The 26,549-nt window shown below is 52.7% G+C and carries 24 protein-coding genes; 5 read left to right on the forward strand and 19 right to left on the reverse strand.

Going from position 1 to position 26,549, the window contains the following annotated elements; all coding sequences use genetic code 11:
* Nucleotides 1-149: 149 nt before the first annotated feature.
* The 3 genes from NST23_RS20555 to NST23_RS20565 form a co-directional block, all read right to left on the reverse strand.
* Complete coding sequence (locus NST23_RS20555; RefSeq protein ID WP_340964495.1) at nt 150-968, reverse strand: inositol monophosphatase family protein; 819 nt, start codon at nt 966-968, stop codon at nt 150-152.
* Between the two features lie 175 nt (nt 969-1,143).
* A complete protein-coding gene (locus tag NST23_RS20560; protein WP_063227988.1) occupies nt 1,144-1,356 on the reverse strand; it encodes a CstA-like transporter-associated (seleno)protein in 213 nt (70 codons plus the stop codon).
* A complete protein-coding gene (locus NST23_RS20565; protein ID WP_122963884.1) occupies nt 1,353-3,443 on the reverse strand; it encodes a carbon starvation CstA family protein in 2,091 nt (696 codons plus the stop codon). The genes NST23_RS20560 and NST23_RS20565 overlap by 4 nt, the downstream gene beginning before the upstream one ends.
* Before the next feature lie 231 nt (nt 3,444-3,674).
* On the opposite strand from NST23_RS20565, the gene NST23_RS20570 reads away from it, so the two are divergent.
* From NST23_RS20570 to NST23_RS20580, 3 genes are all read left to right on the forward strand, one after another.
* A complete protein-coding gene (locus NST23_RS20570) occupies nt 3,675-4,043 on the forward strand; it encodes a hypothetical protein (RefSeq protein WP_141254201.1) in 369 nt (122 codons plus the stop codon).
* Between the two features lie 28 nt (nt 4,044-4,071).
* On the forward strand, nt 4,072-4,194 hold the full coding sequence (locus NST23_RS20575) for a hypothetical protein (RefSeq protein WP_255679119.1): 123 nt from the start codon (nt 4,072-4,074) through the stop codon (nt 4,192-4,194).
* A gap of 153 nt (nt 4,195-4,347) precedes the next feature.
* Entirely contained in the window at nt 4,348-4,833 is a 486-nt protein-coding gene (locus tag NST23_RS20580; RefSeq protein ID WP_122963882.1) for an LPXTG cell wall anchor domain-containing protein, read from the forward strand.
* Nucleotides 4,834-5,106: 273 nt separating this feature from the next.
* On the opposite strand, the gene NST23_RS20585 is transcribed toward NST23_RS20580, so the two are convergent.
* The 3 genes from NST23_RS20585 to hppD form a co-directional block, all read right to left on the reverse strand.
* On the reverse strand, nt 5,107-5,889 hold the full coding sequence (locus tag NST23_RS20585) for a LytR/AlgR family response regulator transcription factor (RefSeq protein WP_122963881.1): 783 nt from the start codon (nt 5,887-5,889) through the stop codon (nt 5,107-5,109).
* Nucleotides 5,864-7,591 carry a sensor histidine kinase gene (locus tag NST23_RS20590; protein ID WP_122963880.1) on the reverse strand — a complete coding sequence of 576 codons (1,728 nt, stop codon included), beginning with the start codon at nt 7,589-7,591 and terminating at the stop codon, nt 5,864-5,866. The genes NST23_RS20585 and NST23_RS20590 overlap by 26 nt, the downstream gene beginning before the upstream one ends.
* A gap of 202 nt (nt 7,592-7,793) precedes the next feature.
* Nucleotides 7,794-8,885 (reverse strand): 4-hydroxyphenylpyruvate dioxygenase, encoded by a 1,092-nt coding sequence (gene hppD, locus NST23_RS20595; RefSeq protein ID WP_122963879.1) that lies wholly within the window; start codon nt 8,883-8,885, stop codon nt 7,794-7,796.
* A gap of 219 nt (nt 8,886-9,104) precedes the next feature.
* Here hppD and NST23_RS20600 point away from each other — a divergent pair, with 219 nt between their 5' ends.
* A complete protein-coding gene (locus NST23_RS20600) occupies nt 9,105-9,791 on the forward strand; it encodes a class I SAM-dependent methyltransferase (RefSeq protein WP_280648717.1) in 687 nt (228 codons plus the stop codon).
* Nucleotides 9,792-9,853: 62 nt separating this feature from the next.
* On the opposite strand, the gene NST23_RS20605 is transcribed toward NST23_RS20600, so the two are convergent.
* The 3 genes from NST23_RS20605 to NST23_RS20615 all read right to left on the reverse strand — a co-directional run bounded on the left by NST23_RS20605 (nt 9,854) and on the right by NST23_RS20615 (nt 13,340).
* Nucleotides 9,854-11,275, reverse strand: coding sequence for a hypothetical protein (locus NST23_RS20605; protein WP_122963877.1), 1,422 nt, complete (start codon nt 11,273-11,275; stop codon nt 9,854-9,856).
* Between the two features lie 331 nt (nt 11,276-11,606).
* The gene (locus NST23_RS20610; protein WP_122963876.1) at nt 11,607-12,560 is read right to left on the reverse strand and encodes a methyl-accepting chemotaxis protein; all 954 of its coding nucleotides are present in this window, start codon (nt 12,558-12,560) and stop codon (nt 11,607-11,609) included.
* Nucleotides 12,561-12,584: 24 nt separating this feature from the next.
* Nucleotides 12,585-13,340, reverse strand: coding sequence for a hypothetical protein (locus NST23_RS20615; RefSeq protein WP_122963875.1), 756 nt, complete (start codon nt 13,338-13,340; stop codon nt 12,585-12,587).
* An 86-nt stretch (nt 13,341-13,426) separates the two neighbouring features.
* Between NST23_RS20615 and NST23_RS20620 the strand changes: the two genes are divergently transcribed.
* Nucleotides 13,427-14,845, forward strand: a complete 1,419-nt coding sequence (locus NST23_RS20620; protein ID WP_328139832.1) for an RsmB/NOP family class I SAM-dependent RNA methyltransferase — start codon at nt 13,427-13,429, stop codon at nt 14,843-14,845.
* Nucleotides 14,846-15,088: 243 nt separating this feature from the next.
* On the opposite strand, the gene NST23_RS20625 is transcribed toward NST23_RS20620, so the two are convergent.
* The 10 genes from NST23_RS20625 to NST23_RS20670 all read right to left on the reverse strand — a co-directional run bounded on the left by NST23_RS20625 (nt 15,089) and on the right by NST23_RS20670 (nt 26,480).
* A complete protein-coding gene (locus NST23_RS20625) occupies nt 15,089-15,868 on the reverse strand; it encodes a PD-(D/E)XK nuclease domain-containing protein (protein ID WP_242774845.1) in 780 nt (259 codons plus the stop codon).
* A 38-nt stretch (nt 15,869-15,906) separates the two neighbouring features.
* Entirely contained in the window at nt 15,907-17,109 is a 1,203-nt protein-coding gene (locus tag NST23_RS20630) for an ATP-binding protein (RefSeq protein ID WP_242774844.1), read from the reverse strand.
* Nucleotides 17,110-17,474: 365 nt separating this feature from the next.
* Nucleotides 17,475-17,723, reverse strand: a complete 249-nt coding sequence (locus tag NST23_RS20635) for a hypothetical protein (protein WP_217365125.1) — start codon at nt 17,721-17,723, stop codon at nt 17,475-17,477.
* 207 nt (nt 17,724-17,930) lie between these two features.
* Nucleotides 17,931-19,577, reverse strand: coding sequence for a peptide ABC transporter substrate-binding protein (locus tag NST23_RS20640; protein WP_173596821.1), 1,647 nt, complete (start codon nt 19,575-19,577; stop codon nt 17,931-17,933).
* 30 nt (nt 19,578-19,607) lie between these two features.
* The gene (locus tag NST23_RS20645) at nt 19,608-20,561 is read right to left on the reverse strand and encodes an ABC transporter ATP-binding protein (protein ID WP_173596820.1); all 954 of its coding nucleotides are present in this window, start codon (nt 20,559-20,561) and stop codon (nt 19,608-19,610) included.
* Nucleotides 20,554-21,576, reverse strand: a complete 1,023-nt coding sequence (locus NST23_RS20650) for an ABC transporter ATP-binding protein (protein ID WP_122963870.1) — start codon at nt 21,574-21,576, stop codon at nt 20,554-20,556. The genes NST23_RS20645 and NST23_RS20650 overlap by 8 nt, the downstream gene beginning before the upstream one ends.
* A gap of 14 nt (nt 21,577-21,590) precedes the next feature.
* The gene (locus NST23_RS20655) at nt 21,591-22,541 is read right to left on the reverse strand and encodes an ABC transporter permease (RefSeq protein WP_217022349.1); all 951 of its coding nucleotides are present in this window, start codon (nt 22,539-22,541) and stop codon (nt 21,591-21,593) included.
* Between the two features lie 4 nt (nt 22,542-22,545).
* The gene (locus NST23_RS20660) at nt 22,546-23,478 is read right to left on the reverse strand and encodes an ABC transporter permease (protein ID WP_122963868.1); all 933 of its coding nucleotides are present in this window, start codon (nt 23,476-23,478) and stop codon (nt 22,546-22,548) included.
* A 243-nt stretch (nt 23,479-23,721) separates the two neighbouring features.
* Entirely contained in the window at nt 23,722-25,200 is a 1,479-nt protein-coding gene (locus NST23_RS20665; protein WP_122963867.1) for a DEAD/DEAH box helicase, read from the reverse strand.
* Nucleotides 25,201-25,406: 206 nt separating this feature from the next.
* Nucleotides 25,407-26,480, reverse strand: coding sequence for a M42 family metallopeptidase (locus NST23_RS20670; protein WP_122963866.1), 1,074 nt, complete (start codon nt 26,478-26,480; stop codon nt 25,407-25,409).
* Nucleotides 26,481-26,549: the final 69 nt, after the last annotated feature.

Consider the following 26,549-nt stretch of genomic DNA (forward strand, 5'->3'; position numbering starts at 1 on the left):
AAGCCTGACGATTTGTGCTCTCTTGTGCTCTGCTCGCTTTTTTGTAGCATATGCATCAAGCCCCGCGAAAGGCACCTTTTGCGGCGCTCGCCTAGACAAAACCCACTGGCAGCCTGTGTCCAGTGGGTTTTGTCCGATGTGTTGCTCCCCTAATCGGTTTGCGTATTTTCTGCCACATGCAGGTATTGCTGCAATTCTTCGTAAAAAGTCGGGTTGCAGGCCATTACGCTGCTTTTTTCGTTGTAAGGAAGCGGCGTGCCCGTCATTGTCGTGACCCGGCCTCCTGCCTCTTCCACCAGGATTCGCCCCGCGCCAAAATCCCAGGCATTGAGCGAAAGGCTCACATAGCCGTCCAGCCTGCCTGCCGCCACGTAAGCCATCTCCAGGGCCGCGCTGCCGAGCAGGCGCATCCCGCGCACTTTTCCCGCGAGCTTTTTGACGATCAAGTCAATGCCCATCTGTTCGGCGCGCTTGTTCCAGAACACGCTCGTGCACAAAAGCGCCTCTTCCAGACTGACGATGCGGTCCAAATGAAGCGGACGGTCGTTCAAGTACGCCCCTTCACCCTTCACCGCGTAAAACAGCTCGTCGCGGGAAGGATCGTAAACCACTCCAACCAGGCCCTCTCCCTTATGATAAACGGCAATGGAAACGGAAAAATTGATTTGCTGGTGCACGTAATTGGTCGTTCCATCAATGGGATCGATGACCCAAAGTGTCTCGAACTTTGCGGGGTCTTGCGCAAAAGTGCTCTCTTCCCCCAAAATCCCGTGATCGGGAAAGCGTTTCAAAATCATGCTGATGACATGCTTCTCCACTTCTTTATCTACTGCTGTGACAAGATCGGAGGCAGACGTCTTATATTCGACGGTAAAAGGCTCTTTCATTCGCTTCAGACTCAGCTCACCCGCTGAACGGGCGCATTGCAGAGCCAGCTCTTTTAGCGCCGCCAGAGTTGATGCTTGCACGCATATCGCCACCTAAAACTTGACTTTCTTTTTAGTGTACCATACTTTACCTGTTGATACACCACACGCAAAATCTGCGCTCACACTTGAATTTGCGTCTTGTTCACCGCGTACAAAAGGTGCCCACCCGCCATCTGCTGATGACAGGGGCACCTTTTGTTACAGACGTTGCAAATTAGCAGCAGCGCGTTACCCCGCCTTTTTCAAAGCGCTCTTGCAGGGCGTACATGTAGTATTCTCGCTCGGTCATCGGGAAAATGCCCGGCGCGCCGTGCGTCTCGTACCAATGCTTGAGGTAGCGGTCGTAGTCCGGCATGCCGAAAATCGTTTTGATCGCAGAGCTGACCCGCCGCAATGCCTTGCGCATCTCCCTCCACTTTCGCCTCATGCGACATGATGTCCTTTGCCGTCAATCACAACGCCTTTGGACTCGATGTACGGCGACTCGTGCAGCGGATACTTCTTGCCGCGCAGGATGTTGATCCACACCCGCGCTCCATCGAGAATAATCCCCGCGGTGATGACCATGAAAATCGCGCACACCGCTGCGTCGATATGGTCGTTCATGATCATTTTTTGCGCGGCCTCGATCGTCTTTACCCCGTTTGGCAGCGTTCCGGAATCCAACGCCTTCTGGAAAGCGTCTGCGTGAGCGAGGAAGCCGATTTTCGGATCGGCATGGAACAGCTTTTGCCAGCCTGCGGTCAAGGTAGCAGTCGTCAACCACGCCATAGGCACAAGCGTGACCCACGAATAAGCGGCCTTGCCCATTTTGAAAATCAGCGTCGTGCCGACTGTAAAGGCGATCGCGGCGAGCATCTGGTTGGCGATACCGAACAGCGGCCACAGCGTGTAGATGCCACCGAGCGGGTCCATGACGCCCTGGAGCAGGAAGTAGCCCCAGCCGAATGTAATGATCGCCGAGCCGATCAGGTTCCCCGGCAGCCAGTTGACTTGCTTCATTTTCGGGATCACGTTGCCGAGCATATCCTGAACCATGAAGCGGCCCACCCGGGTTCCCGCATCAATCGTCGTCAAAATGAACACCGCTTCAAACAAAATCGCGAAGTGGTACCAAAACGCCATCAGTGCTTTTCCGCCCAAAATGCCGGAGAAGATCGTCGCCATGCCGATAGCCAGAGACGGTGCTCCGCCTGTCCGGGACAAAATGGTTTTTTCCTGAATGTCGTTGGCAAGCGTCGTCAAATGGTCGGGCGACACGGTAAAGCCCCAACCTGTAATCGTCTGCGCGGCGGCCGCAGCATCGACGCCGATGACGGCAGCAGGCGAGTTGATGGCGAAGTAAACGCCGGGAGTCAAGACGCAAGCGGCAATCATCGCCATGATCGCCACGCCGGATTCCATCAGCATGCCGCCGTAGCCAATCAGCGGAGCATGCGATTCTTTGGCGATCATCTTCGGTGTCGTACCGGATGAGACCAAGGCGTGGAACCCGGACACCGCCCCGCACGCAATCGTAATGAACAAGAACGGGAACAGATTGCCTGCAAAAACCGGGCCCGTTCCATCGATAAACTTGGTGAGAGCTGGCATGTGCAGCGGCGGCAGCGTCAACACGATGCCTACCGCGAGCACAGCGATGGTGCCGACCTTCAAAAACGAGCTGAGGTAATCACGCGGCGCCAACAGCAGCCAGACTGGCAAGACGGAAGCGATAAAGCCGTAAATGATGATCATCCAGGCGAGCTGGACTTTGCTGAACGTAAAAGCTGGCCCCCACGTTGGCGATGCAGCGACAAGCTGGCCCAGCCAGAGGGAGAAAAACAGCAGCGCCAAACCGATGAGCGAGCCTTCCATGACTCGTCCGGGGCGAATGTAGCGCATGTACAGGCCCATCAAAATCGCGATAGGCAATGTCATGAAAATCGTGAAAGTAGCCCACGGAGATTCCGCGAGAGCGTTTACAACAACCATCGCCAAAACGGCAATCAAAATGACCATAATTGCAATAATTCCTACCAAGGCGAGGACGCCGCCGACCGGACCGATCTCCTCCTTGGCAATCTGCCCCAACGTTTTCCCGTTGCGACGCATGGAACCGAATAAAATGACAAAGTCTTGTACTGCCCCGCCGATGACGACCCCGACAATGATCCAGATCGTCCCTGGCAAATACCCCATCTGTGCCGCCAAAGTCGGACCTACCAGCGGCCCGGCTCCGGCAATCGCGGCGAAGTGGTGCCCAAACAAGATCCACTTGTTCGTCGGCACAAAATCTTTGCCGTCGTTGTTCACCTCGGCAGGTGTCGCCCGCTTGTCGTCCAGCCCCATGATTTTTCGCGCAATAAATCGGCTGTAAAAGCGATAAGCAACCGCGTACGTACAAAATGCAGCGGTCAGCAACCAGAAGGAATTGACTGATTCTCCACGGCTGAGCGCGATAATCCCGAAGCCAACCGCACCCAAAGCGGCAATCCCGCCCCAAATCAGGAGAGAGAGAAGCCATTTTTTCATTCGAGTCGCCCCTTTCCATTTATCCAAAATTCAGGCAATTCACCTTGGTACAAGGTATCACGAAGGGGTTTCCTCACAGAACAAAAAATGGCTGAACCGTACAAAACCATGCACGAGATGCAACATATCCGTTTGAGCGAAAACGCATACATTTTCTTTCCCATACCGAAACCTTTTCCCGCCTCGTTCGTAAACGTAAGGAATTGGATGATGCAAAAACGGAGGTACCCCATGCTGGCGCATTCTTCCGCTCTGGTCCGCACATGGCTGGCAGCTCTTTTGCTTGCCTGCGTGTGCCTGTTGCCCACGGGCTCGCTGACAACCGAATGGACATCCGCAGATGACTCTGCTACATATACCCCCGCCCATCAGGGGATTTTTCATTGGGCTGGCTACCGTCCGCCTGCACCGATCGCTTCCTGCGACCTCAGACTCTCTCGGGCGATCCTGGTTGAACCGCCAGCGACGGTTCTGTTTTTGCTAGTTTTCCTGCTCGAACTGTTGCTGTTCCTCGTGCAAAAAAGACTGCACTGGCTCAAGCTGATGCCGCTCAAATTCGGGTCGCGTTTTTTGGACAACGCTCTTTTTCGGACCATGTAACTATCCGGAAAAGGAGCGTCGTCTAACTATGAAATATAGCAAAAAAGAAATGGAAATGATTCAGGGCACGGTCAAGAGCATCAAGATTTTTGCCGTCAGCCTGATCTTTGTCGTGATCGGTCTGTTTGCGTTGAAGTATTATATCGGATAAATCGATTCAGAACTGGCAGCCTCTCTCGCAATCTCCGGCGAAAGAGGCTGCTGCAGTCTGAGACACCCTCCGTCCCAAGGCCGATCCACGCTCCCGCCAATCGTGTTACACTTAGACATAATTGCCATTCCCACCCAAAAGGAGAACACGTTCATGCGACAAATCGGAGGCTATTTGCTGATTGGAATCGGCGCCATTTTTGTACTGACGACCTACCTCGGCATCCCCCTGGCCATTGACAAGCTGTGGCCTGCCTTTCTGCTCATCCCTGCTATCGGCTTTCATCTGTTTTTCTTCATGGACCCCAAGCCTCATCGTGCCGGGCTGCTCGTTCCCGGCGGCATTTTGCTCGTCTATGCCCCGCTGTTCTTTTTCAGCGCGGTGTTTGCGGACGGAGACATGAGCCATACGTGGCCTTTCTTCTTGCTCGGGCCGGCGCTGGGACTGTTCGAGCTGTACGTGTTTGGCGGCCGCAGGGCAGCGCTGCTCATTCCCATCGCCATCCTGACGATTGTTGCGATCGTGTTTTTGATGGCCAACTTCCTGTCGACGCAAATCGGAGGAACTATCGGACTTTTGCTGATTCTCGTCGGCGGCTTCCTGCTGACGAAAAAGAAGCAGGATCAACAACCGTTCTAAACAAGCATTTCCGCTTGCCAAAAAGCCCCTTCTGCCCGACACGTTTTTCCGTGCGGGAGAGGGGGCTTTTTTTGCAAGCTCCGGCTGTCACTTCGCCCGAACGACAGTCCAGGCGCCAGCCGACTTGAGCAGTATACGGACGATTGTCGCCAGTTCCTCGCGTCTTGCGATGGAGTGCTTTGTGGCACGTACCTGACGACAGGTAGATAGCGGCACCATCTTGCGCTCACCCGATTGTATGGCGCATGATCGCTACGCCCTCTGCTCGCCGCGTCAAAACCCCAACCGCTTCTTCAACTCCTTCACGACATTGCGGCTGACGGGCACCTCTGTTTTGCGGCTGTCCTGCATGACCAGATGAATCGAGCCTTTGAACCACGGAACCAGCTCGGCCGTCTTGGCCAAATTGACGATGAACGCCCGATGCGTCCGAAAAAACTGCTGGCGCGACAGCCTGCTCTCCAATTCTTGCAAAGTAAAGCTGGTGGCGTATTGCTCGCAATGGGTGTAAATGCTCGCATACCTGCCTTCCAGTGTGGCAAAGACGATCTCGTTCGGATCGATCAGCATGATTTTCCCGTTCTTCTCGACGGGAACACGGCGGGGCTGCTGATCAGCCAGCACGGTTTGCAGCAGGCTTTGCAATTGCTCCTCGGAAAAGCGGACCGCCTCGGCAGGCGCTTCCATCGTCCGCAGCATTTTCCGGACGCGGTTCACCGTCTTTTCCAATCTCGCCTCGCTGAACGGCTTGACGATGTAATCGACCGCTTCTGTTTCAAACGCGCGAACGGCATGAATCTCGTACGCACTGGCAAAAATGATCACGGGCGGCCTCACCATCGACTCCAACAGCTCCTGTCCTACGTCGACGCCATCGCGATCCTGCAAGTGAATGTCCAAAAAGACGGCATCCGGTTCCAGCTGCATGACTGACTCGATCGCTTCCTCGCCGCTGGCAGCCTCGCCAATCACCGACACCTCAAAAAATTGCTCCAGCAAATAGCGCAACTCTTCTCGCGCAGGTGCCTCGTCATCCACGATGAACACTTTTAGCACTACTACTCACTCCTATTGGCAATTGTATCGTACACGTCGTCCCGCTCCCTGCACTGCTCTGGATGACGATTCCGTATGGCTCGCCGTATATGGAGGCAAGCCGGCTTTTCACATTCGCCAAACCGATTCCCGACAGACGCCGCCGCTCCCTGTTTGGCGTCTTCGCCTGTAAAAACGGGTCGGTATCCATCCCTACTCCGTCATCCGCCACCGTCAGTTCGAGCGTATCCGGCTGAATTTTTCGCGCCCGGATTTGAACGGTCCCGCCCTCGCGCTTGGGCAGCAGCCCGTGCTTAACCGCATTTTCCACCAGCGGCTGCAAAATCAGTCCGGGCACTGTATAGCGTTCCACCCCGTCCTCGATGTCGTATTCGACGTGCAGCTTTTCGCCAAAGCGCGCCCGTTCAATCGCCAAGTACGCTTCAATATGCTCCAGCTCCCCCGCAAGGCTGACATAGCCGCTGGAATCGTGCAGGTTGCGGCGAAAATACTCGCCGAGATGGATCAGCAGCTCGCGAGCCTGCTCGGGCCGGAAGCGGATAAACGAGACAATCGTGTTGAGCGCATTGAACAAAAAGTGCGGGTTGATTTGCGCGTGCAGCGCTTTGATCTCGGCGTCTGCCAGCAGCCGCGACTGCTTTTCCAGCTCGGCCAGCTCCAGCTGGGTAGAAATCAGGTTGCCCAGTCCGCGCACCAGCTCCAAATCGACTGCCGACAGCATGCGAGAGCGATCCTGATACAGCTTGAGCACGCCCGCAACCTCCTGTCTGCGCATCAACGGGACGATAATCGCATAGCGCAGCGAACAGTTCGACTCCTTGCAACCGATCTCTTCTTTTGTCCGGGCGATCATCAGCATTTTTCTTTCCAGCACTTCCTTGGTCGCCTTCGTCGTGATGCCTTCTCCCACCACATGATGCGACGAGCCTGCCCCTACATGGGCAAGCACGCAGCGTGTATCGGTGATCGCGACAGCGGCCACTCTCGTCGTGCGCAAAATTTCCTCTGCTACTTTTCGCGCGGATTCGTAGGTCAATCCTTCCCGCAAATAGGAAAGCGTCTTGTCCGCTACCCGCATCGTTCTTTGCGCTTGAAGCGCCCCGATCCGGTCTTCTTCTTTTTTCGCCAGGTCAATAATGATGATCAAAATGGCGATGCCGAACGAGTTGACCACAGACATCGGAACACTGATCGACTGCACGAGGGCAAGCGCATCCCCGTACGGCTTGGCGACGAGCAAAATGATGCCCATCTGCATCCACTCCGCCAAAAACCCGACGACGAGCGCCGTTGTCCAGCCGATCTCCTGATTGCGGTTGCGCCGAAACTGATAAATCCATCCGGCCATTACGCCTTCGCTGATCGTCGAAATCGTGCAGGCCAAATCCGTAAAGCCTCCCAGCGAGTAGCGGTGAATGCCGGCAACCAGCCCTGTCATCAGCCCTACCCCTGGCCCTGCCAGCAGTCCGGCTACCACCGTGCCGATCACGCGGGAATTGGCGATCGCGTCCTGATACCAGATCCCGTTGTACGTCCCGAGAATCGAGATCGCGGAAAAAATCACGACCATCACGGCTTTTTCCCGCCAGGTCGCCTGCTGGTTCAAAATGCTGCGGAAAGCCCGCACGCGCGTAAACAACAAAGCGACTACGATCAGAACTGCTGTACGCTCCGCCAGTGGAATCATCAAAAATACATCCATCTGCTCACCCTCTTCGCTCGCGTCAGGACGGGGCCACCTCCGGCTCGTCCGCCTTTGCTCCATTATCTACAGCGGGCAAAGATGCGGTCAAGACAATTGTCAGAGTAGGCTGATTAAGCAGAATAAAAGAACGAGACACAAACAAAGCCATCCATCGTGCTTTTGGGCACAACAGATGGCTTTTCTTGGGCGATGGAACGTATTACAGGTTGCCCCTGCGCTCTTGCTCGCGCTCCAATGCCTCGAACAGCGCCTTGAAGTTGCCGTTGCCGAAGCCGCGCGCTCCTTTGCGCTGAATCACTTCGATAAACAAAGTCGGGCGGTCGACGATTGGCTTGCTGAACAGTTGCAGCAGGTAGCCTTCATCGTCTCTGTCCACCAGGACGCCCAGTTTTTTCAGCGCCTCGATATCTTCGTCGATCTCGCCTACACGCTCCTTCAAATCCTCGTAGTACGTGTCTGGCACGGTGAGGAAGTCTACGCCATTATCGCGCAGCTTGGAGACGGTTTCGATGATATCGTTGGTCAACACGGCAATGTGCTGTACGCCTGGTCCTTGGTAGAACTCAAGAAATTCCTGGATTTGCGATTTGCGGCGTCCTTCTGCCGGCTCGTTAATCGGGAACTTGATTCGTCCCGTACCGCTTTGCATCACTTTGGACATCAAAGCCGAATACTCGGTGGAAATGTCGTCCTCGCTGAAATTTTGCACAGCGGTGAATCCCATGACCCGCTGATAATAGCCAACCCACTCGTCCATCACTTCCACGTTTCCGACGATGTGGTCGATTCCGATCAGCCCGGTGCTTTCTCCTGTGACCGGAGCCTGATAAGCGACATAGCCCGGCAGGAATGGACCGTTGTAATTTTTCCGTTCAATAAAAGAGTGCACGTTTTCGCCGTATGTTCCGATTACCGCTTTTTTCACCGTACCAAATTCATCGGTGTACTCGGTTGGCTCCATGATCGGGATCGCACCGCGCGAGACGGCTTCGCGGTAGGCTTGCTCACAGTCGTCCACCCGGAGGGCAACGTCTTTGACGCCGTCTCCATGCTTTTTCGCAAAATCGGCGATGGGGCTGTCAGGCGTCAGAGCGCCACTGATGACAAAAGTCATGTGCTTTTGCTTGAGTACATAGGAAACTTTTTCGCGCGAGCCTGTTTCCAGCCCGGCGTACGCTACTGCTTCAAAGCCGAACGCTTTTATAAAATAATGCATGGCCTGCTTAGCGTTCCCTACATAAAATTCCAAATAGTCCCAGTCCTGAATCGGGAAAAAATCGGTATTGCTCATTGCCTACCCCTCCGCTTTCCTTCTTTTTCAATAATTATTACTTTTTGGTTTATTGGGATTATTTTGTCGTTATATTGAGATTACATTGGAAGCGCTTCCTCGTGCAAGAACACGGAACAACGCGAAAACGCTCAAACGCTTTCACCAATTAAAGTACGCAATTGAGCGCCCGCTTGGTACAATAAAGCCAGTTCACACTTTCATTAGGAGGTGGAAGAGTTGTCAGGTCAATGGAGCAAAGAAGCTGCCAGACAATGGGATGAGTTTGCCGCCGACTGGCACAAAAGAAGCGAGCAGATGTGGGAAAAAGGAAGCCGCAGCACGATTCTCCCGTTTTTACAGCGACATGTGTCGGCAGAACAAGGGCCGATTCTGGATGCAGGCTGCGGAGATGGCTACGCAAGCTGCAAGCTGGCCGAGTACGGATATCAGGTCCAAGGGGTCGACATTGCCGGGGAAATGATTCGTCTCGCCCAAAGCAGGCAAACCGCTTTCCCGGAAAATGTCCGCTTCCAGACAGCAGATATCAGCAAGCTTCCCTTTGCAGACGGCACGTTTGCAGCAGTCATGTCCATCAATGTCGTCGAATTTGCGCCCGCTCCCTTGCAAGCTTTGCTGGAGCTGCATCGCGTCCTCGCTCCAGGCGGGATTCTCATCCTCGGTATTTTAGGCCCGACAGCAGGCCCGCGCGCCCATAGCTATCGGCGGCTGTACGAAGAAAATACGATTCAAAATACGATGATGCCGTGGGAAGCCAAGCAGCTTGCGGCCGAAAACGGCTTTGTGCTGCTTGCGGAGGAGCCTGTGTACAAGGAAGGCATTACTCCGGATATCGTCGGGCGCTTGAGCGTGGAGCTGCGAGAAGCTGTCAGTTTTCTGACTTTGTTTGCCCTTCAGAAGCAATAGGCAGGATTCCATAGCAAAAGGCTGCGGGAGCTAACTCTCCTACAGCCTTTTTTTGCCGTGTCTTACTGGGAATACGCGATGTTGTTTTTTTGCATCCATACTTGCTTGCTCGCGATCAGCTGAGCGATGGTTGGTTCCTCCATGCCATGAAGCTGTTGATACAAGCGCTGGGTTTCTACCAAGTCGTTGTAAGTCAAAGTCGGATAGTCCCTCCTTCCGAAAGTTCCGTTCGGGAAGTAGGCATAGTGCAAGTCGCCGTTGGGAAGAATCCATTTGCTTCCCAGGTTAATGACCCCTGTCAGCATGACATCAGCCAAATCTTTGTCTGTCGGATTGCCGAATTGCTGGTAGCTGCTGTACAAGTAATTGATTTCCGCCAGCTGATGGTTGAGCGACACATGTGTCTGAATGCCAGGCTTGGCCGGATGGGCATAATCGGCCACGAGCCAGCCTTCCGTTACGCCTGCTGCGGAATAATGATGTTCAGCCGCGTATTTATGGAAATACGCGCTATATTTTTGCGCCGCCTGGCAAAATTGTTCTTCGTTGTATTTCTGGCAGCCCCGCAGCATCAATTCGGCTGCCCCTGTGTTAAACCGCGTGTCAAAAAAGCCTTCGGGAATCCCGTAATCGTCGCTCAGCCATTGGGAAAGAGGCAGCGTCTTCCAATCTCCCTCCGGCTCCTGCTGCAGCATGCTCGCCTTCAACATGACGTATGCCATGTTTTCTCCCGCTCTGGCACCGCCCGTGTACAAAAAGGAGCGCAATACATAATTTTCTGGAATCCGCCAATAAGAAGTATCCGAAGTCGGTACATAGGTGGACGGACTTTTATAGTAATAGCCGTCCTGCAACCATTTCGCATTTTGCGAAACATCGAGTGCGAGCCAAATTTTGTCATAATGTTTCTCGCCCCACGGCACGAGCGGTTCCCTGGAGTCAAGCGCCCACATCTCGCTTGTATACCCCGCCCTGATCGGCAGCTTGATTTCCAGCTCGACCCCTTTTGCCTTCTGTTTGACTTCAACTGGCAGGGCAAGCTCGATATGTTCCTGTATCGTGCCCTGGCCTAAGTGGGCATATACTGTCGGCATTCCCAGCCAAATATACCGCCCTTCTGTTTCCACGAATCCGGCAGCCAATGGCAGCTCTTTTACCTGATCGAGCGAAACGGATTGCCAATATGGCTGTTTATCCTCCGTGTAGGCTCGATAGCGAAACAGCATGTTCTGGCTGTTGCCCTGGATCGGAACGGTAATCACGTGCGGCTGCTTATCTTGCTTGCCCGTGATCTGCTGGCTCCAATACACTTCGCCCTCGCCGAAGACAAACTCCCGCGTGGAAAGAGTACCGCCATTTACTTTGCTCGTTGTTGCTTTTTCAGCAGGCTTTTGCCAAAACTGCGCCGTAGCCGAACCGTAAAGAAACGAAGATACGGCAATCGTCACCATCAATAGAGTCAAGAAGCTCAATTTTTTAACCATCTCATCCTCCTGTTTGAAAAAAACTCCTCCATTTCATACTTGCGAATCAAACATTTCTTGTATCAGCTTGAAAATGATACCATCTAACGCGAAAGCACTCCCACGATGTCGCGTCGCACAGACTCAACAACAGCCGTCCTGAGCAACTCGATCAAGTTTCGACTGGCGCTTACCCCATTCCCGCAAGCCAGCGCCCAACCATATCCGCCTATCACGAATGGCTGCCAAGCTGGATCGGCTCGGCGTACACTGCCAGGTGTTTTTTTCCATAAAAAAAATCCCTCACCTTTAAAGACTGTGGTGAGGGACTTTTCGTTTCTAAAAAAATGAATTAGGACAATACTTTTTTGAGTTCCTTCAAACTTGCCTGCAAAAGATGATCGACCACACCCGCTTCTTTGACGTGCCCGATCAAATCGTCGTTCAAGCCGTCCAGCAAGTCCCGCGCTTCATTGACCTGGCCGGAAACCTCATCGGCAAAGCGTTTTTGCTGCTGGATGATCTGCATCACGCCTGCCACTTCGCCGTTGACTTCGTGGAAAGCACGCGCGATGCCCTCCATTTTCTCCGATGCTTCCTTGCTGATGGACAGTCCGCTTTTGATCGCGTTGCCGCTCTTCTCGCTGTTGGCGAGCGCTTCCTTCGTCTCTTCCTGGATTTTGCCAATCAAATCAGCGATCGTCTTGGTCGAATTGGCCGTCATTTCCGCCAGCTTGCGCACCTCGTCCGCTACTACGGCAAAGCCGCGGCCTTGTTCACCCGCACGCGCCGCCTCGATGGCTGCGTTGAGCGCGAGCAAATTCGTCTGGTTGGCGATGTCGCTAATCACTTTAACGATGCTGGTAATTTCCGAAGAACGTTCTTCGAGACGGCTCATGGAGCGGGATGTGTTCGTCGATTCCTTTTCCAGCTGGCTCATGACATCTACGACTTCTGTCATCGCCTTTTTGCCCGCATCGGAACGCTCTACGGACTCTTTGCAGATAGCCGTCAACCGCTCGCCACGAATGGAGAGCTGGTTGGCGGATTCATCGTCTTTTTCGTTGATGGCCTGAATTTTTTCTACGACGTTTTTCATTTGTGTCGCCAGACGGGCAAGCCCATCATGCTGAGCATTTACTTCATTGTGCTGCGAAATGATGGCGCCCATCTGCTCGTATAACCCGCGAAGTTCCTTTTTCCACGTGTCTGCCTGGTGTGCTGCGCTCTCTTTTGTCACGGTTGTCACTGCTGCCGCTGCTGCTGTTTCTTTTTCCGCAAGTCCTTTGTCCTTTTTCCAAAACATCCGCTTTCCCTCTCCTTTTTCGCTTTACATGTCTTTTCGCCGAGAGTACGCGCGGGATTCGGTGATCCCGGGGTGCTGCTTGGCGAGACTCAGCAAATTCTCCAAGAAATAGTAATGTCCCTCCAACAACTCCACGTCTTTGCGCTCAAATTGCTTGACCTGCAAATACTGTTGCATTTCCAGGGCATAGCGCTCCAATCTATCGTGAAAATCGTTGGCTCGAAGCATCTGATCCACTTCTGGATATTCTGTTTTTAACCGGCTGATTTCGCTGTACACTTTGCCGCCCTCCAAAATCATCTGGTAGGCCGTGCGCTCCAGCGAAGCAGCCGTAGCTGCCTCCTGCTCCTCACGCTCCTCGCGCAAAGCGGACAAGTACGTGATAAAATGGTAGACAGTCAAAAACAAAGGCCCTAAAAATAGAATGATCCCTGCCTTGTACACATGCTGATTGGACAAGTTGCTGATGAGCAGGAACAGGTGAAACAAGATCGCCCCCAACCATACATAGATGATGATCTGGTGATTGATCTTCCCTGCCTTTTGATGGCGGGAAAAGGCAAAGGTAAGCCCGAGCAGGTAAAAGGCGAGCAAAGTAAAGCTGGCCGAAAACAAAGCCATCTCCATATCCACAAGCCAATCTGCATCGGCGGGAATTTCGATGAAGAATTCAAAAGCGAGCACCAGCAGTGAGAAAAGCAACCCCATGATCCAAAACCGGCTGACTTCCGAGTCGTTCCTCCGCCGGGAGCGGTAGCGTTCTGCACGGGATCCCTTCATAAAAGCTCTCACCTCATTTTCTATGATTCGCCATGATTCTAGCTTTTCCTTTTACTTGCGGCCAAAATCTGACAACGGAGGCATTTATGACACAAAATCTACCCGGACTCTTCACAGAACGTATGAAAAGCCTGCTGAACCAGGAGTTCGCAGCGTTCCTCGCATCCTACGACCAACCTGTTACGCACGGATTGCGGGTCAATCCGCTCAAAGTCGCGCGCGAGCAGTTTCTGTCCCGCTCGCCTTTTGCTTTGGAGCCGGTATCCTGGTGTGTGAACGGGTTTCGCTACCAAGACCAGGAGCGTCCCGGAAAACATCCGTATCACGCCGCTGGGTTGTATTACTTGCAAGAGCCAAGCGCGATGTCTGCGGCCGAAGCGCTGGACGCCCAGCCAGGGGAGCGCATTCTCGACCTGTGCGCCGCTCCGGGAGGCAAGTCGACGCAGCTCGCTGCGGGCCTGAACGGTCAGGGCTTGCTCGTTGCCAACGAAATCCATCCGGTTCGCGTCAAGGCTTTGGCGGAAAACCTGGAGCGCTGCGGCGTCAAAAATGCGGTTGTGACCAACGAGACACCGGAAAAATTGCAAGAGCGCTTCCCGCAGTTTTTCGACAAGATTCTCGTGGACGCACCGTGCTCGGGCGAAGGCATGTTCCGCAAGCTGCCGGAAGCCATCGAAGACTGGTCGCCCGACAAAGTGACAGAATGCCACCTCATGCAGCAAGACATTCTCGACGCTGCCAGTGCCATGCTCAAGCCCGGGGGAACGCTGGTCTACTCGACGTGCACGTTCGCGCCGCTGGAAAATGAGCAGTCTCTCGTCGATTTCCTGACCCGTCACCCGGAATTTACGGTCGTGGAGCTGCCTGAGCCAGGATGGTTTGCACCGGGGCAACCCGACTGGGCCAATCCTCGCTGCGAGCCGCTCGGCAAGACAGCGCGCTTGTGGCCGCACCTTTTGCAAGGGGAAGGTCATTACCTCGCCAAGCTGCAAAAAAGCCGCGATGCCGACTCCAGCGAGCTACCAGAAAAGCGCAAGGACAAACGCGCGGCAAAAGCCAAAACCGCTCCCGCCGGACGCAAGGAAGCGCTCTTGGCCTGGCGCGCCTTTGCCGAGGAAGCGATGCCCGAGCTTCTCGCCGAGTTTGCGGACGAGTCCGCATTTCTTTTGTTTGGCGAACAGCTTTACTACTCGCCGCTGCCTGGCTTTGATTGGGACAAGCTGAAGGTCGCACGCGTCGGACTCCACCTCGGCACCGTGAAAAAAAATCGGCTGGAGCCAGCCCATGCGCTCGCGCTCGCCAGCACACCCGCACAGGCAGCCCGCGTAGCCTCCTACGCTTCGGACGATCCGCAAGTCGTGCGCTATTTGAAAGGCGAAGCCCTCGCAAGAGACGGAGCAAACGGCTGGACACTTGTCACCGTCGACGGCTTTTCGCTCGGCTGGGGCAAACAGTCCGAGGGGCAGTTGAAAAATCATTATCCGAAAGGACTGCGGTGGCTGTAGCCAGCACTGTCATCATTACACTGGCACAATCAAGTCTGAATCTTGATTACACAAAAAATGACCACCCTTATGCATGCAGAGCACGGGCAGTCATTTGCTGCAACCTATTGAACCGAACCTTTCGGAAACGACCGTCTTCATGTACTGAGGCCAAGCTGCGTGCACAGCTCTGGCCTCTTTTTAATTTGTCCACACACCGTCTTTGTACTGCGAAAGAGTGCGTAAACACGCTGGAGGATCTTTTTAAATAGTAATGGGCTGGATAACAACCGTTTCGATTTGCTTTTCGTGTGTATCCAGCGATTTCCTATATGTGTTGCAGAAAGCATCGACATTTGCTATTACTCCATGCTTATCGTAAATAAAGAAGTAAATGTACTTTTCTTGATAATGAAAAGCATCCGATCCGATTTGCTCGGTTAGCTCACGTTCTTGCATCGATGGCCGGGAGCATTTGACTTCGATAACCGTTTCGTATGCATCAAAAAAAATATCATAGCGATAACTTTTATATCCACCATCCCCGTAGATTTCAACTCTTGCATCAGGGAAAATCGGGCGGATTAATGAATAAAGCATACGTTGCACATCGTACTCATTCCCGAGAACAATCTTCTGTAAGTCCGCTTTTGTCAATGTCCCTCTGCCATGCACAGGCTTTTGATACATTTCCTGAATATGCTTATAAAAATTGGCAAGGATTCTCCGAATAATGATGTGAAAATGCTCCACGTCAATTTCATCTCGGGTTCCATTAGGTTCGAATAAACCTTTATTTATATCACGAATCAAGCTTTCAAGATAAGATACTCCAAGTAGATGGGAATCCCTCTTCATTGACCCAAAGACGCTTATTGCAAAAGACTGTCCGATTGTCTGATCAGAAAATAAGCGTTCTAAACCTCTGGCGGTGGTCGTTTTCCAAGAAGAAAATTGTTCCTCCAGAGTTAATTTCCGCCCTTCGTCTATCAGCTCTTGTATTGCTCTAATGGCATCAGCTTTACTTTGAATTAACTTAGTCAAGATGATCCCCCTCTTGAATAAACCTGTGCTTGCTACGTTCAGTTAAGCCTTCCCCAGCGCAAATAGAAAAGGAAAAGAGGCTCTAGTATATAAACCTCGTCGTCTTTATATTCAAATACTTGATACATTGGTTCACTGGTTTGCATGATTGACTGTACTTGACCAATTGTCGTTTTGATTTTTAATCGATCCGGTTTATCTGTATCACTTACCAATGCATCCATTCTTCTTTTCATTTCATCGATAAAAAAACTTACCTTCGGCGGATCAACACTTAATGCCTTTAAAAGCAATTCGTAAATATCAACTTGATTACCACTGTTAATGGTGTACGTTTTCCGCTTTTGTCCTCTCGGATTGGGGCCATTTTTGAGCTTTCTAGCAACTTCTCTGTAAGAAAGAAGGTTCAAAGAAGTCATCTCATATGCTTTTTTCAGCATGGATGAATCGAGTTTGGGGTTATCTTTGTTGTCTATATCAAGTAACAGGGAGAGATTTAGGCAAATGGATTGCATGAGCTGTGGTGAAGACAAACTTTCTTGCGCCATGTTATTCGCTAAAGCAGAATTTATATTTAGCCCAAGTTTACCAAATCCAGTTACGGCGATTTCTCGCAATTCCTTCGTATTCCAAGGTTCAATATTGATCAAATTCAATCTACCGCTCAAATCTGAGTTTTTTCTAATCGCGTCATCAGATCGATGGGGTAAGGAAATGACCACTGTCTTAAAATATTTGCGTATGGCGTCTTTTAGCTGATAAGCTATTTCCATTTGCATATTTGGGGAAGCGTAATGAAAATCATCTAAAACCAGCACCCAATCATTTTCGAGAAAATATTGAATGACTTTGTCTTTATTTGAATGATACTTTTCTGTTATTGAAGATGCTACACCCTCTCTAGTACCAGCGATCCCCTGTCCTTGTATCGTCCTTTGCTCAGTTTGGTCACTCTCAAGTGGCAATCCAACTCTTTTTGCAATTGTTACCCAAAAGTCTTCGGATTCCTTGAAATCACTTCCTGAAAAATCCTTCATTTTATCAATACCTATTACTTTTTCACACAATACGGTTTTACCCGTCTTCGAAGGACCGACAATTGAGGTAAGAAAGCCAACTGTGTTTAAAGATTGGTTTAATCGAAATTCATAGGAAATATCAAATTCGGACGATTGCCGAGAAATATACGTATATTTAGGGAAAGCACCCGGAATAAATACTTCATTTGCTTTTAATTTCATGTAATCACCCCTGAATTATCTAAAATATTCCATTATATGAGTGTAAATTATTCCCTCCTCCTAATTATAAACCTTAAACTTTGTTAATTAAACACAAATGACATCCTTTTCAAGCAAATACCCCTAAAAGTAACTAAAAGTCATCTTAAACCATATGAAATTATACCGTATGTAACCTGAGCAAAATAAAAAACAGCCCATTTCCGAGGGCATGTGGAGGCAAGCACGATTGACATTCATATGAGATACTTACTGGCATGCTCTTACAAGCTGCTGGACACCATTTGCTTTCAGCACAATAAAGCCCGCACGCTCACATGCTTTTACGCATGTTGCCGCGTGCGGGCTTTTCGCCCATCTCCGGTTCAGTCAAAACGCCGTCCTCTGCGCGACTGATTGTCCACGACGGTCAGGGAGCCATTTTTGATGTAGCGCAATATTTTTGAGACGGAGATGCCCGTCGCGTTGGCAATTTGCATCGCATTCGAATTGGGATAACTCCGCACGTAATTGCGAATCATCCGATAGTCTTCCATTTCGTTTTGACCACAGACGTGACAGCTATATTCGTTCGGATTCATTTTGCTTCCGCATTTGAAACACGTATCCATCATCACTCGTTCTCCTCACGCCCTCTACGATCCATTGCTTTCTCGCACACGGTTCTATCTACCTATATATTACCCTCATTCTACTAGGAGGAAAACACTATTTCACAACATTGCCTTATCTCTGCTTGTCTGTTCCATAGGAAAAAGGAGCCTCCCTGACTTGAGAGGCTCCCCTTGTTTTCTTGCGTGTCCCGGGCCAGCGGGCACGATTTATTCGGCTACCTTTTTCGCCTGGCGGAAATCCGGCTCCCGCGTTACGCTGTACTGGATTCCTTCGATTTTTTTGCTGTTCAAGTAGTTTTGTGTATAGAAGTAGACCGGAATGATCGGCAATTCTGCCATCAATACATCTTCTGCTTCATGCAAAAGCTTGTTGCGTTTTTCCTGATCCTGCTCCACTCTCGCCTGTTCGATCAGCTGGTCGTACTTCGCATTTTCCCATTTGGTGAAGTTGCTGGAGCTTTTGCTTGTGTACAGTTCCAGCACAGCCAGCGGGTCCAGATACGATCCGGTCCAGCCCATGCGCGCGATCTGGAAGTTCATTTGTTTGTACGTATCGATGTAGGTCTTCCACTCCTGATGCTCCAGCTTGATTTCTACGCCCAGGTTTTTGCGGAACATTTCTTGCAGAGCTTCTGCTACTTTTTTATGCGTCTCTCCTGTGCTGTATTTCAACGTAACGGCAGGGAGCGTCGACCAGCCTTGCTCCTTCATGCCTTCTTCCAGCAGCTTTTTCGCTTCGGCTGGATCGTTGCTGTAATAAGGCGCTACTTCATCGCGGAAGTCTTTGCCGGATGGCGTGGTCACGCCGTAAGCGACGTAGCCGTAGGCCGCTTTCTGATCGCCTTTGGTGATGTTATTGGTGATCGCCTCGCGGTCAATTGCCATTGTGAATGCCCGTCTGATTTTCGCGTTGTTGAACGGCTCTGCGGAAGTGTTGAACGTGTATGTATACACGCCAAAGTCAGCGACTGCCTTGTACTCATCCTTGCCTTTTTCCTGTTCGATCACATCGGTTGGCAACGTATCGATCAGATCAAGCTTGCCTGTCTTGTACATTTGATAAGCGGTCGTGGCATCGTTGACCATTTTAAAATGCACGGTTTCCATCGTCACGGCATCTTTTTCCCAATACTGGTCGTTTTTCGCCAGCGTCAGTTCGTTGTTGTGCTCCCAGGCGCCAACTTTGTATGCGCCGTTTGTCACGATGCTTTTCGCTTCTCCTGCCCAGTTTTTGTCCGCTTGCACGACTTTCGGGTTCACAGGCAAGTACGGGCGGCCAATCGCCACTTTCGGGAAGAAACTTGCCGGATTTTTCAGGCCGACGACGAGCGTATATTCATCCGGCGTCGAGATTTTCACCTTGTCCAGCGGGCCTTTTCCTGTGTTGTACTCCTCGGCGCCTTCGATGTAGTACAGGGCAGAAGGCTCATATGCCGCTGTTTGCGGGTCCAGTACCCGCTTCCAGGCAAATTCGAAATCTTTGGCGGTCAACGCATCGCCGTTGGACCATTTCAAGCCTTTGCGAATGTGAAAAGTGTACGTCTTTCCGTCCGGGGAAATCTCGATTTTTTCGGCTGCGCCTTCCACCAGTTCTCCCTTGTCGTTATAGCGATACAGCCCTTCGTACAGATGGTCGATCACCCAGTACGAAGTCGAGTCGGAAGCGAACGCCGGGTCGAGCGTGTACGGCTCTCCTTTGAGGTTGGCGGTCACTTCTTGCTTGATGGCGGCCGCTTGCGTAGTCGTTTGGCCTGTCTTTGTATCCGAAGCTGCTGGCGTGTCCTTACTGCACGCGGCCAACCCTGGAACAACCAGCATCAGCAAAGCAGCAGCGGTAAGTAGTTTCTTTTTCATGTCTCTCTCCTCCGTATGTTTCTCTCTCAATTACTCGTATAAAAAGCAGGCTACCCAGTGCTTGGCCTCCACCTCCCTCCAGGTTGGCGCGATTTGTTTGCAAATGCCCATAGCCTGCGGGCATCTCGTCTGAAACGGGCAGCCTGTTGGCGGATTGATCGGGCTTGGCGGTTCGCCGATGACAATGCGTTCGCGTTCTGCACGATGCTTCGGATGAGATACCGGCATCGTAGACAGCAGCACTTGCGTATACGGATGCAGCGGCTTGGCAAAAAGGTCATCGCTTTCAGCCAGCTCCATCATGCGGCCCAAATACATCACGCCGATCCGGTCGCTGATGTATTTGACCATAGCCAGATCGTGGGCGATGAACAAATACGTCAGTTGGCTTTCCGCTTGCAAATCGGCCAGCAAATTCACCACTTGCGCCTGAATCGAGACGTCCAGGGCGGAAATCGGCTCATCCGCCACGATGAAGCTGGGCTGCACAGCGAGCGCCCGGGCAATTCCGATCCGCTGCCGCTGTCCGCCGCTAAATTCGTGCGGATACCGCTTCGCATGGTCCGGGTGCAAGCCGACTTTTTCCAGCAACTGGTGCACCCGCTCCGCTTTCTCGCGGCCTTTTGCCAAGCCGTGGGCCTCGATTCCTTCCGCGATGATCTCGCCTACTCGCAAGCGCGGATTGAGCGAAGATTGCGGGTCTTGAAAAATGAGCTGCATCTGGCGATTGATCTCGCGCTTTTGCCTGCCGCGTGCCGTAGCCAGATCGGTTCCCGCAAAGCTGACCGAGCCGCTCGTCGGCGGGTACAGGCCGACTATGGTCCGGCCGAGCGTCGACTTGCCGCTGCCGCTCTCGCCGACCAGTCCGAGCGTCTCCCCTTTGCGGATCGAAAACGAGATGTCGTCTACGGACTTGACCTGTCTGCCGTTGCCGATCGAATAATATTTGCGCAGTTCGTTTACCTGTACCAATATGTCAGACATGCTGCTCCCTCCCTGCACTCACCAGTTCCTCCACGCGGTGCGCACGCCGATCGTGCAGCCAGCATTTGGCCTGATGCTGCGCTGAAAACGCCGTGCTTTTCGGCATGTACTGCGCGCACACTTCCATCGCGTGATCGCATCTGGCGGCAAACGGGCAGCCCGCAGGCGGCGCAAACAGATCGGGCGGTGCGCCCTGGATCGGAATGAGCCGTTCCTCGCTCGGCTGATCCAGGCGCGGCACCGATTGCAGCAGCCCTTTTGTGTACGGATGCTGCGGGTTGTCGAATATTTCCTCTACTGGCCCTTGCTCGACGATGATCCCGGCGTACATGACCGCCATCTGATCGGCCACTTCCGCCACTACGCCCAAGTCGTGCGTGATCATGATGATCGACGTGCCTTTTGTGCGTTGCAAATCATTCAATAGAGCCAAAATCTGCGCCTGGATCGTCACGTCCAGAGCGGTCGTCGGCTCATCCGCAATGATCAGCTCAGGGTCGCAGGCCAAGGCTATGGCGATCACGATCCGCTGTCTCATCCCCCCGCTGCATTCGTGAGGATACTGCTCGTACCGTCGGGCAGGCTCCGGGATGCCGACCGCCGCCAGCAGCTCGATCGCCTTTTCGCGCGCCTGCTTTTTGGCCAGCTTTTGATGCTTGATCAGCACTTCCGCGATTTGCGTCCCGATCTTCATCGTCGGATTCAGCGAAGTCATCGGGTCTTGAAAAATCATGCCAATTTGTGCTCCGCGCACTTGTTGCAACTCTTTTTTCCCGAGACAGGACAGCTCTCTGCCCTGCAAACGGACGCTCCCTTTCTTCACGCGGCCCCGCGGCGCTTTCACCATGCCCAAAATCGCCCGCGCCGTCACACTTTTGCCGCAGCCGCTCTCCCCGACAATCGCCAGTGTCTCGCCTGGCCGCACGGCGAAGCTCACGCCGCGAACCGCCTGGATTTCCCCGCCATAAGCTCGGAAGGAGACATGCAAATCTTCCACTTCCAGCACATTCGTCATCTGTCGTTCCTCCTTCAAGCTTTGCCGCCCCTCGGGTTGAAGGCGTCCTGCAATCCGTCTCCGATCGCGTTAAAAGCAAACATCGTCAAGGAAATCATGACCCCCGGAAAAAACAGCCTCCACCATTGCCCGCTCAAAATCACGGCTAACCCATCGTTTGCCATCGTGCCCCAGCTCGCGGTCGGAGCCTGCACGCCCAAGCCGAGAAAGCTGAGGAATGATTCGGCAAAAATGGCCTGCGGGATCGTAAAGGTCAAGTTGACGATAATAATCCCGGCGACGTTCGGAATCAGGTGCCGCCAAATGATTTTCGCGTGCGGCGTTCCCAGCTTTTCCGCCGCCAGCACGTACTCCTGGCCTTTTACCTGCAAAATTTGCCCGCGTACCAGCCGAGCCATCCCGACCCAGCCCGTGATCGACAACGCCGTAATAATCGTGGCCAGTCCAGGCTCCATAATGACCATCAGCAAAATCACGACCAACAGATACGGGATTCCGTACAAGATCTCGACCAGCCTCATCAGGAAATTGTCAATGCGATCGCCCCATTTGCCGCGACCCGCCATGTAACCCGACAACCCGCCGACCACTACGCCGATAACCAAGTCGATCAGGGCGGCAACGACTCCGATGAACAGGGAGATTCGCCCTCCCTCCCAGGTGCGCACCCACATGTCGCGGCCGAGGTCGTCCGTTCCAAACCAATGCTCGGCTGACAGCGGCAAATTGCCCGAGACGAGAGATTGCTCGCTGGCGGAGTAAGGAAGCATGCCCGGCCCAAAAGCGGACAAGATCACGATTGCCCCGAGCAAACAAAAGCCCAGAACCGCCAGCTTGTTGCGAAAAATTTTCCGGATGCTTTCCAGGCCGTAGCTCGCACTCGGCCGCATGGCGTTGTGACTGTCGAACCGGCTGCGATCAAGCGGGCGAAAAAGTTCATCTGGCACATGTGATACTTCTGCCATCGCGCTATTCCCCTCCATTGGCTAATTTGATTCGCGGATCGACGAATCGGTACAAAATATCGGTGACAAACAAGGTCAAAATCAGGACGGCACTGTAAAAGACAGAAGTTCCGAGAATAACCGGATAATCGCGATTGAAAATACTTTCCACGAAATATTTGCCGATGCCCGGGATCGCGAAAATCTTTTCGACGACAAATGTGCCCGTAATCAGGTTGGCAAACAGCGGGCCGATAAACGTAATGACCGGAAGAATCGCATTGCGGATACCGTGGCGGAACACGATGTGAAAAGTCGAAAGCCCTTTTGCCTCCGCCGTGCTCATGTAGTCCTGGTCAAACACCTCGATCATGCTGGTGCGGACAAAGCGGGCAATAATCGCCAGCGGCCCGATCGCCAGCGCAACGGAAGGGAGCACGGAGTATTCCCAGCCATCCCAGGACGCTACCGGAAGCAGCTCCCACTTCACCGCAAAATACTTGATGAGTAAAGGAGCCAGGATGAAGCTCGGAACCGAGATGCCGAGGATGGCAAAAAACATCGCCGCATAATCCATCAGGCGGTTGTGAAACAGAGCTGCAACGACTCCGAGCGCGATGCCCCCGGTCAGGGCGATCACCAGCGACTGCAAACCGAGTACGGCTGACGCTGGAAAGCCGCTTTGAATCAACGTCGTGACGTCCTGCGACTTTTGTTGAATCGAAGGGCCGAGATCGAGATGAATCAGTCCATTCATATACTGGACATACTGCTCAATCAGCGGTTTATCGAGGTGGTATCGCTCCCGCATGTTCTGCACCACCTCTTCCGGCAGCATGCGCGCTTCCGTCGCGAACGGATCACCGGGAATCAGGTGCATGATGACAAACGTCAATGTGGCGATGAGCCATAACGTTATGACCATCGACAGCGACCGCTTGAGCATGTATTTCCACATAATCGCTTCCTCCCCACTACAACTAATCAGATAAAAATAATATGATTTAAATTGCGAACTTAGGTTAGAGTCTAATCGATAAAAAGATTTTATTCAACATTATTCCGATATGTTTTATCAGAATTAATATTTTTGCACTTTTGTTTTATGGTTCAAATAATTCCAACAATAACTCGCCATCGGACACACGCGAAAAAGGCCCAGCTCGCACGAAGCGAATCTGGACCTTTTCTTATGCTTGCATTACCCTCTGGACTTGCCCGAATCTTGACGGAACGGTCTTGCCCCTTTGGCAGAGCGGTTTGCTCCGCCTTTTCCCGCTTTTTTGGCATCTGCCGGCTTTGCCGATTTCCCTGCTTTTCTGGCAGCAATCGCTTCTGCCTTTTTGCGGTTTTTCTCATACTGCGTCTGAAGCTCGCCCAGCTCGCGCGCCAGCTTTTTCTTGTAGCCTGGCTTTACTTTCGCTTTTTTCTTCAAAGCTTCGCGCACTGGAGCGAACTCTTTGTCTTTTTCCTTTTGCTGTTCTTTCGCCTGTTGGGCGCGCAGCTCGATGAAGTGGGCCTCACGCTCCTGCGCACGTTCGCGACGGCCTGCATCCAGATGGCGGCCTGGCTCCAGAATGCGCTCTTCAATCGACGCCTTCGTCGCTTTGGCAAAGCGGCCCATCAAGTTTTTCTGGCGCGGGGAAATGAGCGAGATCGCTTTTCCGCTCTGTCCCGCACGTCCTGTACGGCCTACGCGGTGAATGTAGCTGTCGACGTCGTTGGGCAAATCGTAGTTGATGACATGCGTGATGCCTTCGACGTCCAGCCCGCGCGCCGCGATATCGGTGGCAACCAGGTACTGGAAGCGCATCTCGCGGAACTGTCTCATCAGCTGCTCGCGCTTGCTTTGCGACAAATCTCCGTACAGCGCTTGCGCGGACAGTCCGTTTTCCTGCAAACGAGCCGTGAGTTGCTGCACGCGGACTTGCGTGTTCGCGAACACAATCGTCAAAAACGGCTGTTCCTGCTCCACGACATCGACGAGCGCATCTGTTTTGTCACTTTGGTTGACGACGTAGTAAAATTGCTCGATTTTCTCTACGGTCTTTTGCTTGCCCTCGATTTTAAGATGCGGCGGCTGCTTCATGAAGCGATGAGCGAGCCGCTTGACCAAATCGGGCATGGTTGCGGAGAAGAGCAGCACTTGACGCTGCGATGGCGTGTGGACGATCACTTGCTCGACATCCTCCAAAAAGCCCATCTCCATCATCTTGTCCGCTTCGTCCAAGACAAGCGTGGAAATCCGTCCGAAATGCAGCGAACCGCGCTTCATGTGATCGAGTACGCGGCCTGGCGTCCCGACGACCACATGTACCGTCGCTTTCAGCTTGCTCAGCTGTTTGTCAATATCCGCTCCGCCGTGCAAAGACAGTACATTCACATCGAGGTGCTTGCCCAGCTTCTCTACTTCTTTGGCGATCTGAATGGACAGCTCGCGCGTCGGGGTCAAAATCAGCGCTTGAATGTCGCGCTTTCCTTCCTCCAGACGGTTCAGGATCGGCAGCATGAACGCTGCTGTTTTTCCGGTTCCGGTCTGCGCTTGTCCAATCACATCTTTCCCTTCCAGAATCAGCGGAATCGCTTCCTCCTGGATCGGCGTCGGTTCTTTATAATACAGGTCTTGAATCCCTTGCATCAGCTCCGGTCGAAAGCCAAAAGACGCAAACGATTTTGCCATCATATCCACTTCCTTTCACATCACACGCGGTCCCGTTCTGTACACCCTTGGCTGCATGGACAGCGGGTGTGAATCATCCCAGGCAGGTTGTACCCTTGCGAAATCCTATCCTACCTATACTATAGGAGTCGCTTGAAAAATACAACCAAACCATTCGACACGCCTTCGCTTTTTGCCGTGGTCAGGAAGGTGATTTCTGCTGGAAATTAGTCGATCAATCGCGCTACCGTATCATGATCGAGCTTTTTGATCACCGCCGTCAACAGCTCGGCAGCCTGTTCAAAATCTTTTTTGGACATGATCGAATTATGGCTGTGGATGTACCTGGTGGCAAAACCGACGACCAAGGACGGGCAGCCGACACCGCTCGTATGGAACTTGTCGGCGTCCGTTCCCCCGCCTGCCATCGCATCGACTTGCACGTGGATTCCCAGCTCCTCCGCCGTATCCATGACGAGATCGCGCAGTCCGGTATGCGGAATCATCGTCGCGTCGTAGAGGAAAATCAGCGGGCCGTCGCCCATATTGCACGTGAACGGATGCGACTCGCTTCCCGGCGTATCGTAGGCGACCCCTACATCCAGGGCAAAGGCAATGTCTGGCTGCACCAAATGGGCGACCGTACCTGCTCCGCGAGAGCCGACCTCTTCCTGCACGGTTGCCCCGGCGTATACGACATTGGGGTGTTCCTCTGTTTGCAAACGCTTGAGAACCTCAATCGCGAGCGCGCACCCTGCCCGATTGTCCAGCGCTTTGGCTACCCACAACTCTCCGTCGCGCATCGTCGTAAACTCGCTTGCCGGAACAGCCCAATCGCCGGGGCGGACGCCCATCGCTTTCGCCTCTTCCTCGTTTTTAGCCCCGATGTCGATGTACAAATCTTTGAGCTTCATCACTTTTTCCCGCTCCTCTTTTTCCAGAGAGTGCGGCGGTTTCGAGCCGATGATCCCCACGTATTCGCCTTTTCGCGTCTTGACCTTCACTCGCTGCGAGAGCAAATTGTGCGGCCACCAGCCGCCAAGCTGCATGAAGCGCAAGTAGCCTTTTGGCGTAATCTGCGTAATCATGAAGCCGATTTCGTCGAGGTGTCCCGCCAGCAAAATTTTCGGGCCGCCCGCATCCCCCGTTTTCGCACCGAGAACTCCGCCCAGCCGATCTTTTACGAGCTGCTCGCTAAGCGGCGCCAAATGCTCCTCCATCTTTTTTCTCACTTCGCGCTCGTGTCCGGGAACGCCGTCCACCTCTGTCAGTTCCTTGATCAATTTGGTGATGTCATCCATCAGAAAAATTCCTCCTATTGGAAAATCAATTTTTTCTTTATTCTTTTTCGCGACAGCCCAGCTAATTCC

It is taken from the genome of Brevibacillus sp. FSL K6-0770 (genome assembly GCF_038000275.1).
In the GTDB taxonomy this organism is placed as follows: Bacteria; Bacillota; Bacilli; order Brevibacillales; family Brevibacillaceae; genus Brevibacillus; species Brevibacillus parabrevis.